Here is a 12,283-nt window from a genome sequence, read left to right as displayed (position 1 = left end):
CGCCACCGCCGCCCCGACCGAGCCCAAGGACGCCCGATGAGCACGCCCCAGCCCCCGATGCCGCAGACCGCCGCACCGAACTGGCAGGCGGCGCCCGGCACTCCGTACCCCACCTACACCTCGCCGATCCCCGTGACGCGCACGCACCTCGGGCACGCGCTCGCCTCGGAGTGGACGAAGATCCGCTCGGTGCGCTCCACGATGTGGACGCTGGGCGTGTTCGTGCTGCTCGTCGTCGGCATCGGCCTGGCCGCCGCCGCGCTGGTCTCCGCCAACTCGTCGGACGAGAGCCTGGCCGGCGAGAGCCCGCTGTCGTTCGGCTTCTTCGGGCTGCTGCTCGGCACCATGTGCATCATCACGCTCGGCGTGCTGACCACGGCCTCGGAGTACGGCACGGGCATGATCCGCACCACGATGACGGCGTGCCCGAGCCGTGGGCGGGTACTGGCGGCCAAGTCGATCGTGTTCTTCGTCGTCGCGTTCGTCGTGACGCTGGCCTCGGCCCTCTTGGTCGCCCTCGCCGACGTGGCCCTGCTGGAGGGCTCGCGCGAGCCGACCGGTCAGGAGTGGCTGAAGGGCACGGTCGGCATCTCGTTCTACATCGCGCTGCTCGGCCTGCTCTCGCTGGTCGTGGGCTCGATCATCCGGCACTCGGCGGGCGCGATCACGATCATGATCGGCGTCCTGCTGGCCCCGCTGGTCATCGCGCTGTTCATGTTCTCGGAGTCGCTCCAGGACCTCCAGCAGGCCCTGTTCGAGTACTCCATCCCGAACCAGCTCAGCGTCTTCTACGCCCAGTCCCTGTCCGAGTCCGGCCCGTCCGGCTGGGACCCGCTGTGGATCATGCTCGGCATCACGGCGGTCGCGTTCGCCGGCGCCTTCGCCCTGCTGGAGAAGCGCGACGTGTGAGCCCGACCGGCTAGAACTTCGGCGCGTTCCGGGACCGCTGCACCCTCGTGGTGCGGCGGTCCTTCGCGTTCCAGCACGCCTTGTGCCAGTGGCGGCGGTCGTCCACGCCCGCGTGCTCCGGCCAGGCGACGACGTGCGGGACGCCGTCCGGGATCATCTGGTCGCAGCCCGGGCAGCGGTACGCCTTGCCCTGGGCGCTGGAGCCCGCCACATGCCGTACGTTCCACTCCTCGCCGTCCCAGTTCTGGGTGGACTGCCAGCCGCCGTACCGGCCGGGACGGTCGTCCTCGGCGCTTTGTCCGGCCGAGCCTGAGTCCTTGGGTCGGTTGCGACGCGGGGACACGGAACACCTCACGGGGCTATACAGGATGCACGGGTCATGTTCCAGCCTACGCGGCGCGAACAGGGGTAGCCGTACGGCACCAACCCCCACAAGTCCCTCACAGCGGCTGTCGATTCTGCAGACAATCCGCAAATCCCTTCGCCAAGCCGTGTCCTCGTCACGTGTCAGACGGTTATGCCCGGTGGGGGAGCTCCGCGTCGGAGCCAAGGAAGCAGGAAAAAGCAATGCGTGTAGGAAGTTTCGTGCTGGCGGCCCGGTTCCCGGGTCAAGGCGATGGGGAGGCGCTGCACCGGGCGGTCCGCTCCGCCGAGGTCGCCGAAGAGGCGGGGCTCGACGCGGTCTGGCTGGCCGAGCACCACTTCGTGCCGTACGGCACCTGTCCGTCGGCGATCACCCTGGCCGCGTTACTGCTCGGCCGCACCAGTCGGCTGCGGGTCGGCACGGCGGTCAGCGTACTGCCCACCGCCCACCCCGTGGCCCTCGGCGAGCAGGCGGCGCTGCTGCACATCACGTCCGGCGGGCGGTTCTCGCTGGGTGTGGGGCGCGGTGGGCCCTGGGTCGACCTGGAGGTGTTCGGCTCGGGCCTCAAGGCGTACGAGGAGGGGTTCCCGGAATCACTCGATCTGCTGGTGCGCTGGCTGCGCGAGCCCTCGGTCGCGGCCGCCGGCGAGCGGTTCGGCTTCCGCGAGGTCGCCGTCGTACCGAGGCCGTCGGACTGCCTGACGGACGCCGAGGGGCCCGAGGTCGTCGTCGCCTGCACCTCGCCCCGCAGTGTGCGCCTCGCCGCCGAGCGCGGGCTGCCGATGCTGCTCGGGATGCATGTGGGCGACGAGGAGAAGGCCGAGATGGTCGCCCTGTGGCGGGAGCACGCGCGCGCGGCCGGGCGGCCGGCGGACGAGATCCGTGGCGCGGCCCATGTGTCGGCCGGCATCTGCCAGATCGCGGACCGGCGCACGGACGCGGTGGAGACCCTGACGAAGGCGATGCCGGGCTGGCTGCGGCAGGGCCTGGACGCCCATGTGACCGTCGACGGCCGCCATCGCGCGATGCGCGACCCGCTGGCGTACACCGAACTGCTCTGCGGGCTGCACCCGGTGGGCACCCCGCGCCTGGCCGCCGACCGCCTCGCGGCGACCAGCGAACGGACCGGCATCTCCCGCTTCGCGCTGCTCGTCGAGGGCTCGGGCGACCTGGCGGCGACCGAGGAGAACGTACGACGGCTGGGTGCCGAAGTCCTGCCGCACCTCGGCTGAAACGCCCCGTGCCCACGGAACGGGCCCGGTCCGCCAGGGGGCTTGCCGCCCCGGTACTGATTGCACCTCCCGCGTACGGAGCGGCAAGCAAGCGACTCAGTGCGTCAGCAGTCCCTGAACTCCGGGGACTGGTTCATCACCTGACTGCGCACCGAGGTGAAGCGGGACAGCGTCTCGTCGACCGAGGAGTCAAGCGGGAACACCGCCACCCGGTGGCAGTTCTGGAAGGCCAGTCGCACCCCGAAGTGCCGCTGTAGCGCGCCGCGTATCGCGTCACTCGCAAGCGCACGCAGCAGCTGGCCACGTGCCTGCTCGTCCGGCGGGGGCGTCTGGTTGTCGGCGAACGAACCGCCGTCGACCTTCAGCTGGGCCACCAGGGAGCTGATCATCTCCCATGCATAGGGCAGGGAGGTCCGGACGCAGTCGACGAAGGCGGCTTCGTCGACCTCGCCTCGCTCGGCCTGTTCGAGTAGGGCCGGTGAGACGTCGAGCGACATGGGTTCTCCTCTCGCACCCCCGCAGCAGCAGGGGTTGCCGGACAGATAAGGGAGTTCGCGATACCGGACACTCTGTGTACACGCCTCGCGACCTCCCGTTTAATACGGTAGGCAACAGACGGTGACGGCACCAGGAGAATGCGTACATGGGCGGGGCTCGTTAGGAGCACAATCGGCCAGAAATGAACAGGGGCAGTCCGGGGTCTTACGGACTCCCCCAGGGCGAATCGCGTCGACACCAGCCCGTCGAGTAGCGTTGCCGACCATGCGTCTCGTCATTGCCCGATGCTCCGTCGACTACGCGGGCCGGCTCACCGCCCATCTGCCCTCGGCGCCCCGTCTGATCCTGGTCAAGGCGGACGGCAGCGTCTCGATCCACGCGGACGACCGGGCCTACAAGCCCCTCAACTGGATGTCGCCGCCCTGCACTCTGAAGGAGGGGGACGGCGAGCAGCAGGACGTCTGGACGGTCACCAACAAAGGGGGCGAGAAGCTGATCATCACGATGGAGGAGATCCTCCACGACTCCTCGCACGAACTGGGCGTGGACCCSGGCCTGATCAAGGACGGCGTGGAAGCGCACCTCCAGGAACTCCTCGCCGACCGCATCGAGACGCTGGGCGAGGGCTACACGCTCATCCGCCGCGAGTACATGACGGCGATCGGTCCGGTCGACATCCTGTGCCGGGACGCGGAAGGCCGGACGGTCGCGGTCGAGATCAAGCGGCGTGGCGAGATCGACGGTGTGGAACAGCTCACGCGCTACCTGGAACTGCTGAACCGCGACCCCCATCTCGCCCCGGTACGCGGCATCTTCGCGGCCCAGGAGATCAAGCCCCAGGCCCGGGTCCTCGCGACGGACCGCGGCATCGGCTGCCAGGTCCTGGACTACGACGCGATGCGGGGCATCGAGGACGACAAGCTGCGGTTGTTCTGAGCGACGGTTCCTGTTCTTTCTTGACAGTTCTACGACGGTGAGGGCCGGGTCCGCTGGACGGACCCGGCCCTCTTGTCTTGATCAGTGCGTCAGATGACGGCGTCCGAGCTGCTCGGTGAGCCTGCCTCGGTCGTCTCCGGCGCGCTTGCCGAGGTGCTCGCAGGAGCGCTGGAGGCGGGCCCGCTGGCTGAGTCGGAGGAGGACGGCGACGTGGGAGGCGGTTCGCTGGTGGGCGGCTCCGACGTCGGAGGTTCACTCGTCGGCGGTTCGGAGGTCGGGGGCTCGGACGTCGGCGGCCTCGACGTCGGGGGCTTCGAAGTCGGCGGCTTCGTCGACGTCGGCGGCTTCGTCGGCGAGTTCGTGGAACCGCCGCTCGAACCCTGCGTCCCGCTCGGCTCGTCCGACGGGTCCGTCGGGTCGTCCGAGGTGCCGAGCGTGCCGTCAGTGCCCGGATCCGTCGGCCGGCTGGTGGCCGTGCCGGTGTCGCCGGAGCCCTTGTCGTCGTTGCTCTCCACCTTGTCCGCGCCCAGGCTGTCGTCACCGGGGCCCTGGCTGGCCGACGGGTTGACGCCGACCTGGTTGGACGGGGTGTTCGGGTCGTTGTCGGACGTGGCGCCGAGCGTCACCACCGTGCCGAGCACGGCCACGAGCAGCGCGCCCGAGCCGGCCGCGACGAGGTTGCGCCGCGCGAAGCTACGGATGCCGCCGCGGCCCTTGTGCGAGGTGGCGGAGGACGACGCCGAGGCCTGGTGGGTGACCAGCGTCGTGGCGTCACCGGCGGGCGGGAACGCGGCCGGTACTCCGCCGGGCGGCGACTGCGACTCCTCGTAGCGCGCGTCCGGCACCTCCTCCCCCGCGGTCGCGGCGAACGCGGCCACCCCGGGCGTCGTACCGGAGCGGTCCGAGACCAGCGCGAGCGCGCGGCGCCCGGAGACGGTGCCGCGCTTGTCGGCGAGGGCACCGCGCAGACCGATGGAGGTCTCCAGCTCGGTACGGGCCCGGTCCAGCTGGCCGCCGCAGAGCGCGAGGATGCCCAACTCGTGGTGAAAATAGGCCTGTTCGGATACGTCACCGGCCAGGCGGGCGGCCTCGGCACCGGCGCGCAGCGCACGCTCCCAGGCGCTCCAGTGCAGCCCTGCCGCGAACGCGGGCGCCGCCGTGCGGGCCAGCTCCACGGTGGGGCTCTCCTCGCCCTCGGCGGGCGGTGTCGTCGCCGGCACCAGCACGCCCAGCGCGGCGAGCACGGCGTCGGCCTCGGCGCAGACCCGCTCCGGCGTGACCGAGGGGTGTCCGGCCCACCAGGCGTAGTGCTGCACGGCGGTGCGGGCGTTGTCCTGGGCGTCCTCGGCGTATCCGGCGGCCTCCAGCTGGGCCTGTACGCCGGCGGACAGCCGGTAGCGGGAGCCGACCGGCGAGACCAGCCCGCAGTCGGCCAGCTCGCCCAGCGCGGCGTCCGCGTGGGTGTCACCGACCAGCGCGGGCAGGTGCGCCTGGTGCGGCACCTCGCCGCCGAGCGCGACGGCGAATCTCAGGGTGGTGCGGGCGGAGGCGCTGAGCCGGGAGGCGAGCAGCCGCGCCGGTCCCGCCGCCTCGCCGAGCGAGGGCAGGGGCGTGTCCTCGCCGCCGCCCTCGGTGGCCACCGGCGCCTCGAAGGGCGCGTCGGCGGGAGGGACGTCCTCGAAGACGCCGTACTCGTCGACGGCGTCCGCGCCTGCCCGCAGCCGGTCTCGCTGACGCAGCAGCGCCCCGGCCTGGACGAACCTGAGCGGCAGGCCCTCCGACTCGAACCACAGGTCGCCGGCCCAGTTCGCCTCGTCCTCGGTGAGGACCCGGCCGATCCCGTGCTCCAGGATCTCCACACCGGCGGCGCGGTCGAGCCCGCCGAGGACGACCTCCTCGATGCCGGATTCGGCGGACGGCGCGGGCGCGTCGGGTGTGGCGCCGAACAGGAAGGCGCACTCGGGGGTCGCGTCGAGCAGCTCGTCGAGCGCGGCGCCGCCGAACTCGACGTCGTCCAGGACGACGACCGCGCCGATCTCACGGACACAGGAGAGCAGTTCGTCGCGTTCCGGGCGGTACAGGGGCGCGCTGTAGACGGAGTAGAAGAGGTCGTACAGCAGATCGGCGGGCGTGCGACGGAAGCCGGTGAGGCGGACCACGCCGTCGGGGGCGAGGTCCACGCAGTCCTCGGCGACGAGGTCGAGCAGGCTCGTGCGGCCCGCGCCACGGGCGCCGACCAGACGTACGGAGCGGCCGCGGGCGAGCATCCGCACCAGCTGTTCGCGCTCGTCCTGGCGGGCCAGGAGCGGCTGCGCGGGACGGGTCGGCCCGGGCGGGACGGGCGGCCTTGCGGCGCGGTCGACCTCGGCGCGTTCGGCCGGGGTCAGCTTCTCGGGCCGCCCGGGACGCTCCGCGGGCGGGCAGACCTCGATCTCGCTGCCGTCGACGGGGTTGACGGTGAGCAGGTAGTCGCCCGAGACCAGTTGCACCGTGCGGGCGAGTGCGGGCGTGTGCTGTCCGAAGTCGGGTGTGAGGGGATCCCTGGGCGGGCGCTGGCGGGACGACTGGCCGTCGCCGTCATGGCCGTACTCCTCGGGTCCCCGGTTGTTCGGGTCCATAGGTTCAAGCCCCCCAAAAGCGTCGTGTGCGAAAGCCAAGCCCCTCCCGGCCTTGCTGCACACCGCGCTGTCGCTTCTGGTCCGGGCCCGCTCGAAGGGGTTTGTCTAGGCGGCGGGCAGCCGAACCCTAAACCTTTGCACAGTATCTACGACAGGCCGGGGTACCGCGCCGTCCGAGACATCACAGTCTCGTGAGAATTGTGCGCGTCGTGCGCTTCGCAACCGGAACGCCCGACTGTCCCGCCCCACCCGTGCCGGGTGTCACACCCGGGGCAGGGACTCCACCCCGATGCCGCCTTCGATCGCCAGGATCCGGTGCAGTCGGGTGGCCACCAGCAGGCGCTGCATCTGCGGCGGCACGCCGCGCAGCACCAGGCGCCGGCCGCAGCGGCCGGCCCGCCGGTGAGCCCCCATGATCACCCCGAGTCCGGTGGCGTCCCAGAACTCCAGCTCGGACAGGTCGAGCACCAGATCGCCGACTCCGTCGTCGACGGCCGAGTGCAGGACCGTACGGGCGTCCGCCGCGCTGCGGACGTCGAGGCGGCCCCCGACGACCAGCTCGGCGTGGTCGCCCCTGATGTGCATATCGCTCCCCTAAGCGTGCGTTCGTGCTCCGCGATGTGTTGTCTGTGCCGGTGTCTGTGCTTGCCGTGCCTGTGTTTGCTACGAGTCTTCGCTGTGGCCGGTGATGCAACCTCTGACTGCGTTGAGCGGTCAGAGGTTGCCGTCTGTAAGCGAACCGATACCGAATTCACCCCATCGCGTGACACGTCCAAGGGCTGTGCGGTGGTCTACGAAACCTCAGTAGCTGTAAAAGCCTTGCCCGCTCTTGCGGCCGATGTCACCCGCGTCCACCATCCGGCGCATCAGCTCCGGCGGGGCGAACTTCTCGTCCTGGGACTCGGTGTAGATGTTGCTGGTGGCGTGCAGCAGGATGTCGACGCCGGTGAGGTCGGCCGTGGCGAGCGGGCCCATGGCGTGACCGAAGCCCAGCTTGCAGGCGAGGTCGATGTCCTCGGCGGTGGCGACGCCCGACTCGTAGAGCTTGGTGGCCTCGACGACGAGGGCCGAGATCAGCCGGGTGGTGACGAAGCCGGCGACGTCCCGGTTGACCACGATGCAGGTCTTGCCGACGGACTCGGCGAACTCGCGCGCGGTGGCGAGGGTTTCGTCGCTCGTCTTGTAGCCGCGGACGAGCTCGACGAGCTGCATCATCGGCACCGGCGAGAAGAAGTGCACCCCGACGACCCGCTCCGGGTGGTCGGTGGCCGCCGCGATCTTGGTGATCGGGATGGCGGAGGTGTTGGAGGCCAGCACGGCGTCCTCGCGCACGATCTTGTCGAGCGCGCGGAAGATCTCGTGCTTGACCTCCAGCTTCTCGAAGACGGCCTCGACGACGACGTCCGCGTCGGCGGCCGCGTCCAGGTCGGTGGTGGCGGTGATGCGGGCGAGGGCCGCGTCGGCGTCGTGCGCCTCCAGCTTGCCCTTGCTGACGAACTTGTCGTACGACGCCTTGATGCCGTCGGTGCCACGCCTGAGCGCCTCGTCGGTGACGTCACGCAGGACCACGTCCCAACCCGCCTGCGCTGAGACCTGGGCGATACCGGATCCCATGAGTCCGGCCCCGATGACGGCGAGCTTCCGTGCCACTGACGACTCCCCTTTGAATCACGGCAGCATTACTGCGGATATGCGCTTACACGCTGCTTACGATTGCCTCTGCGGCGGACCTTAGCGGGCATGAGGCACTGTGTGACCGGTTAGTAACGCGAGTCACGTCTCAACTGACGGACATCACACCGGCACGGGTCATTGAAGGCCTCGGACGGCGTAGTTGAGCACCTTCTCGCTCAACAGCTCCTCGATGTCGTCGAGAAGCACGAGTACCTCCCGTGACACTTTGCCCGGTTTGCGCCCGGCGACCATCTCCCGTCCGATGCGGACGAACACCGTCTGGTGGATCCAGGCGATCTGACCGGCGATCAGCCCCGGCAGCGGGTCGGAGTCGTCCGCGCCGGCCTCCTCGCGCAGGGTCGTCTCCAGGTGGTCGTGGATCTCCTGCTGCAGGCTCCACAGCGCGGAGCGCAAAGGCGGCGCCTCGTGGATGCAGCGCATGAAACGGTCGTAGCCCTCCATGAGGCCGACCCGGGGCGAGACCGCCTCGACCTCGGCGCGCAGCTCGCGCAGCACGGCACGAGCGGCCGACTCACCCTTCTCCCGGCCGCGCACCCAGCGGGACAGCTGCTCGACGACGCCGGCGGAGCGGTCGAAGAAGAGGTCCTCCTTCGCCGGGAAGTAGTTGTAGACGGTGTTCACGGAGACGTCGGCGGCCTCCGCCACCTCCGCGATCGTCACGGTCACGAACCCGTGCTCCAGGAACAGCCCGGTGGCGATGTCCGAGATCCGCTGTCTCGTCTCGCGCTTCTTCCGCTCCCTGAGCCCTTCCGCCATGGCCCCATCCTAACTTCAGTGGGCACTCTTAAAGTTTGGGGTCATTGCAAAATTTAAGGGACTCTGTTTTTCTGGGGCCATGCCAATCATCAGTACGGCCGGACTGGCCCGTACCTTCCAGACCAAGCTCGGCCCGGTTCAGGCCGTGCGCGGCATCGACCTGGCCGTGCGCGAGGGCGAGATCCTCGGCTTCCTGGGCCCCAACGGGGCGGGCAAGACGACGACCCTGCGGATGCTCACGACCCTGCTGGCGCCCACCGGCGGCGCGGCCACCGTCGCCGGTCACGACCTCGCGACCGACCCCGCCGGGGTGCGCCGGGTGTGTGGGTACGTGGCGCAGTCGGGCGGGGTGGACCCGCAGATCACCGTGCGGGAGGAGCTGCTCACCCAGGGCCGTCTGTACCGCCTGACCAAGGCGCAGGCCGCCGAGCGCGCCGGGGAGTTGGCCCGCGACCTGGGCCTGACCGACCTCCTCGACCGCAAGGCGGGCGCGCTATCCGGCGGTCAGCGGCGCCGCCTCGACATCGCGATGGCGCTCACGCACCGCCCGAAGGTGCTGTTCCTGGACGAGCCGACGACGGGACTGGACCCCGGCAGCCGGGCCGACCTGTGGGACCTGATCCGGCGCCTGCGCGACGAGCACGGCACCACGGTGTTCCTGACCACCCACTACCTCGACGAGGCGGACGCCCTCTCCGACCGTCTGGTGGTCGTCGACCAGGGCGTGGTCGTCGCGGAGGGCACGCCGAGCGCGCTGAAGCTGGAGTACGGCGGCTCGATCGACGCGACCCTCCAGGACACGTTCCTCGCCATCACCGGCCGCAGCCCCACCGCGGCGGACGCCGCCCCCGTCGCCGTATAGGAAACCCACGAAGCCGCTTAGGAATCCCACGAAGATGCTGCTGCATGACACGGCCCTCATCTACGGCCGCTACCTCCGCCAGTCCCTGCGCTCGCGCTTCGCCCTGCTCTTCGGCGTGCTGATGCCGCTGCTGTATCTGCTGTTCTTCGGTCCGCTGCTGACGGATCTGCCGCTGGGTGGGCAGGGCAGTTCCTGGCAGGTGCTGGTCCCCGGGCTGCTGCTTCAACTCGGCCTGTTCGGGGCGTCGTTCGCGGGCTTCTCGATCATCATCGAGAAGGGCCAGGGCGTGGTGGAGCGGATGCGGGTGACGCCCGTCAGCCGGCTCGCCCTGCTGCTGGGCCGGGTCCTGCGGGACGCCACCGTGTTCGTCTTCCAGGCGGTGCTGCTGGTGCTGGCCGCGCTGGCGATGGGGCTCAGGGCTCCCCTGGCCGGAGTGCTGATCGGTTTCGCGTTCGTCGCGCTGCTGACGCTGTCGCTGGCCTCGCTGTCGTACGCGCTGGCCATGAAGGTCAGCACGCCGCAGGAGTTCGGCCCGGCGATCAACGCGATGACGATGCCGATGATGCTGCTGTCCGGTCTGATGCTGCCGATCACAATGGGACCCGCCTGGCTGGACGTGCTGTCCCACTTCATCCCGTTCCGCTATCTGGTGGACGCGGTCCGGGACGCCTATGTCGGCTCGTACGCCACGGCGCACATGTTCTACGGCGTCCTGGTCGCCGTGGCCTTCGCCGCGCTGGCCGTGACGGTCGGCACACGCGTGTTCCGAACGGCCGGGGCGTAACTAGGCTGACCTCATGGTCAATCTGACGCGCATCTACACCAGGACCGGCGACCAGGGCACCACCGCCCTCGGCGACATGAGCCGGGTCGCCAAGACCGACCTGCGGATCTCGGCGTACGCCGACGCCAACGAGGCGAACGCGGTGATCGGCACGGCGATCGCACTGGGCGGGCTGGAGGAGGAGGTCGTCAAGGTCCTCACCCGCGTCCAGAACGACCTGTTCGACGTGGGTGCGGACCTGTCGACGCCGGTGGTCGAGAACCCGGAGTTCCCGCCCCTGCGGGTCGAGCAGTTCTACGTCGACAAGCTGGAGGCGGACTGCGACCACTTCAACGAGCAGCTGGAAAAGCTCCGCTCCTTCATCCTCCCCGGCGGCACCCCGGGCGCGGCCCTCCTCCACCACTCCTGCACGGTCGTACGCCGGGCCGAGCGCTCGACCTGGGCCGCACTGGAGGTCCACGGCGAGACGATGAACCCCCTGACGGCGACCTACCTGAACCGCCTGTCCGACCTCCTGTTCATCCTGGCGAGGACGGCGAACAAGGAGGTCGGGGACGTGCTGTGGGTGCCGGGCGGCGAGCGCTGACCAAGCCGATTCCCCGCCGGCACGCCCTGCGCCCAAGCAGCGAGCCTCGCCGAACCCGACCTCCGGCCGGGGGCCCGGGGGTTGTCCCCCGGAAAATGCAGCATCCTCGCCAGGACGGCGAACAAGGAGGTCGGGGACGTGCTCTGGGTGCCGGGCGGCGAGCGCTGACCAAGCCGATTCCCCGCCGGCACGCCCTGCGCCCAAGCAGCGAGCCTCGCCGAACCCGACCTCCGGCCGGGGGCCCGGGGGTTGTCCCCCGGAAAATGCAGCATCCTCGCGAGGACTGCGAACAAGGAAGTCGGGGACGTGCTCTGGGTGCCGGGCGGCGAGCGCTGACGAAGCCGATTCCCTGCCGACACGTGCCCGGCGGCGAGCGCTAGGCGGTTATCTGCGGGCCTGTTCCTTCGACGTGGCGAAGTGGTCGGTGGACGCGGGCTCGCCCTTGGGCTGCTTCGGCCAGATCAGGTAGGCCAGGGCGACCAGGCCGTGGATACCGGCGGTCCGCAGTGCAGCCCACTGGAAGGTCCGCAGGGACGAGGTGTCGCCGTCCCCGACGTACCAGACCGCGCCCTGGAGAAGTGCACAGGCCACGGCCGCCGCGAGCAGTGTACGAAGCCACAGGCGTCCCTCGTGCCGGGCCCGTGCCATGCCGTACTGCGGAGGCTTGGGCGGGCGCGGGGCACCGCCCAGGCGGTGGGCGGCGTGGCCGTCCAGCCAGCGGATCGTGTAGTGGCCGTACGCCACGGTGAAGCCGATGTACAGCGCGGCCAGGCCGTGCTCCCAGCCCGGCTCGGCGCCGTTCTTCAGGTCGATCGCCGTCACGATGAACAGGACCAGCTCCAGCACCGGCTCGCACAACAGCAGAACCACGCTCGTACGGCGCCACTTCAGCAGGTAGCGGACGGCCAGGCCCAGTGCCAGCAGCACCCAGAAGCCGACCTCGCAGGCGATGATGAGGGCGACGATCACAACATGCTCCCTTCGGTCACCTTTCCAGGCTCCCGTCGGGACGGGCCGCTTTCGTCGTCGGCACTGACGAACTC

At 70.2% G+C, this 12,283-nt stretch carries 13 protein-coding genes and 1 pseudogene; 7 read left to right on the top strand and 7 right to left on the bottom strand.

From position 1 onward, the window contains the following. The first annotated feature begins 36 nt into the window (after positions 1-36). Positions 37-909, top strand: coding sequence for an ABC transporter permease subunit (locus EAO75_RS05080; RefSeq protein WP_147993770.1), 873 nt, complete (start codon positions 37-39; stop codon positions 907-909). 10 nt (positions 910-919) lie between these two features. Here the strand turns inward: EAO75_RS05080 and EAO75_RS05075 are convergent, their stop codons facing one another. Then, positions 920-1,252, bottom strand: a complete 333-nt coding sequence (locus EAO75_RS05075) for an ATP/GTP-binding protein (RefSeq protein WP_147993769.1) — start codon at positions 1,250-1,252, stop codon at positions 920-922. 224 nt (positions 1,253-1,476) lie between these two features. Between EAO75_RS05075 and EAO75_RS05070 the strand changes: the two genes are divergently transcribed. Further along, the gene (locus EAO75_RS05070) at positions 1,477-2,505 is read left to right on the top strand and encodes an LLM class flavin-dependent oxidoreductase (RefSeq protein WP_147993768.1); all 1,029 of its coding nucleotides are present in this window, start codon (positions 1,477-1,479) and stop codon (positions 2,503-2,505) included. A gap of 104 nt (positions 2,506-2,609) precedes the next feature. On the opposite strand, the gene EAO75_RS05065 is transcribed toward EAO75_RS05070, so the two are convergent. Continuing rightward, positions 2,610-3,002 (bottom strand): SCO5389 family protein, encoded by a 393-nt coding sequence (locus EAO75_RS05065; RefSeq protein WP_147993767.1) that lies wholly within the window; start codon positions 3,000-3,002, stop codon positions 2,610-2,612. 265 nt (positions 3,003-3,267) lie between these two features. Between EAO75_RS05065 and nucS the strand changes: the two genes are divergently transcribed. Beyond that, positions 3,268-3,939 (top strand): endonuclease NucS, encoded by a 672-nt coding sequence (gene nucS / locus EAO75_RS05060; protein ID WP_187284309.1) that lies wholly within the window; start codon positions 3,268-3,270, stop codon positions 3,937-3,939. Between the two features lie 89 nt (positions 3,940-4,028). On the opposite strand, the gene EAO75_RS05055 is transcribed toward nucS, so the two are convergent. The 4 genes from EAO75_RS05055 to EAO75_RS05035 form a co-directional block, all read right to left on the bottom strand. Further along, the gene (locus EAO75_RS05055; RefSeq protein WP_147993766.1) at positions 4,029-6,557 is read right to left on the bottom strand and encodes an ATP-binding protein; all 2,529 of its coding nucleotides are present in this window, start codon (positions 6,555-6,557) and stop codon (positions 4,029-4,031) included. A 261-nt stretch (positions 6,558-6,818) separates the two neighbouring features. Beyond that, entirely contained in the window at positions 6,819-7,142 is a 324-nt protein-coding gene (locus EAO75_RS05045) for an STAS domain-containing protein (RefSeq protein WP_019760944.1), read from the bottom strand. A gap of 216 nt (positions 7,143-7,358) precedes the next feature. Then, complete coding sequence (locus EAO75_RS05040; RefSeq protein ID WP_147993764.1) at positions 7,359-8,207, bottom strand: 3-hydroxyacyl-CoA dehydrogenase family protein; 849 nt, start codon at positions 8,205-8,207, stop codon at positions 7,359-7,361. A gap of 159 nt (positions 8,208-8,366) precedes the next feature. Continuing rightward, the gene (locus EAO75_RS05035) at positions 8,367-9,008 is read right to left on the bottom strand and encodes a TetR/AcrR family transcriptional regulator (RefSeq protein WP_147993763.1); all 642 of its coding nucleotides are present in this window, start codon (positions 9,006-9,008) and stop codon (positions 8,367-8,369) included. Between the two features lie 79 nt (positions 9,009-9,087). On the opposite strand from EAO75_RS05035, the gene EAO75_RS05030 reads away from it, so the two are divergent. The 4 genes and pseudogenes from EAO75_RS05030 to EAO75_RS05010 all read left to right on the top strand — a co-directional run. After that, entirely contained in the window at positions 9,088-9,870 is a 783-nt protein-coding gene (locus EAO75_RS05030; protein ID WP_147993762.1) for an ABC transporter ATP-binding protein, read from the top strand. 34 nt (positions 9,871-9,904) lie between these two features. Beyond that, complete coding sequence (locus EAO75_RS05025; protein WP_147993761.1) at positions 9,905-10,654, top strand: ABC transporter permease; 750 nt, start codon at positions 9,905-9,907, stop codon at positions 10,652-10,654. Between the two features lie 13 nt (positions 10,655-10,667). Then, positions 10,668-11,240, top strand: a complete 573-nt coding sequence (locus tag EAO75_RS05020; RefSeq protein ID WP_147993760.1) for a cob(I)yrinic acid a,c-diamide adenosyltransferase — start codon at positions 10,668-10,670, stop codon at positions 11,238-11,240. Between the two features lie 270 nt (positions 11,241-11,510). Further along, positions 11,511-11,576 (top strand): annotated as a pseudogene (locus EAO75_RS05010) (cob(I)yrinic acid a c-diamide adenosyltransferase); the annotation flags it as partial. Between the two features lie 48 nt (positions 11,577-11,624). On the opposite strand, the gene EAO75_RS05005 reads toward EAO75_RS05010, so the two are convergent. Continuing rightward, complete coding sequence (locus tag EAO75_RS05005) at positions 11,625-12,209, bottom strand: hypothetical protein (protein ID WP_147993759.1); 585 nt, start codon at positions 12,207-12,209, stop codon at positions 11,625-11,627. Between the last annotated feature and the right edge of the window lie 74 nt (positions 12,210-12,283).

Origin of the sequence: Streptomyces sp. UW30, assembly GCF_008042075.1 — a bacterium.
Classification (GTDB): domain Bacteria; phylum Actinomycetota; class Actinomycetes; order Streptomycetales; family Streptomycetaceae; genus Streptomyces.
Note: the sequence above shows the minus strand (reverse complement) of the source record. Positions and strands in the feature narration are given on the sequence as shown.

What these genes read in the sequence shown, in the direction of transcription:
- EAO75_RS05025 (WP_147993761.1), top strand. Translation starts at nt 9,905, where the DNA reads ATGCTGCTGCATGACACGGCCCTCATCTACGGCCGCTACCTCCGCCAG.
- EAO75_RS05055 (WP_147993766.1), bottom strand. Translation starts at nt 6,557, where the DNA reads ATGGACCCGAACAACCGGGGACCCGAGGAGTACGGCCATGACGGCGAC.
- EAO75_RS05065 (WP_147993767.1), bottom strand. Translation starts at nt 3,002, where the DNA reads ATGTCGCTCGACGTCTCACCGGCCCTACTCGAACAGGCCGAGCGAGGC.
- EAO75_RS05070 (WP_147993768.1), top strand. Translation starts at nt 1,477, where the DNA reads ATGCGTGTAGGAAGTTTCGTGCTGGCGGCCCGGTTCCCGGGTCAAGGC.
- EAO75_RS05020 (WP_147993760.1), top strand. Translation starts at nt 10,668, where the DNA reads ATGGTCAATCTGACGCGCATCTACACCAGGACCGGCGACCAGGGCACC.
- EAO75_RS05035 (WP_147993763.1), bottom strand. Translation starts at nt 9,008, where the DNA reads ATGGCGGAAGGGCTCAGGGAGCGGAAGAAGCGCGAGACGAGACAGCGG.
- EAO75_RS05045 (WP_019760944.1), bottom strand. Translation starts at nt 7,142, where the DNA reads ATGCACATCAGGGGCGACCACGCCGAGCTGGTCGTCGGGGGCCGCCTC.
- EAO75_RS05030 (WP_147993762.1), top strand. Translation starts at nt 9,088, where the DNA reads ATGCCAATCATCAGTACGGCCGGACTGGCCCGTACCTTCCAGACCAAG.
- EAO75_RS05080 (WP_147993770.1), top strand. Translation starts at nt 37, where the DNA reads ATGAGCACGCCCCAGCCCCCGATGCCGCAGACCGCCGCACCGAACTGG.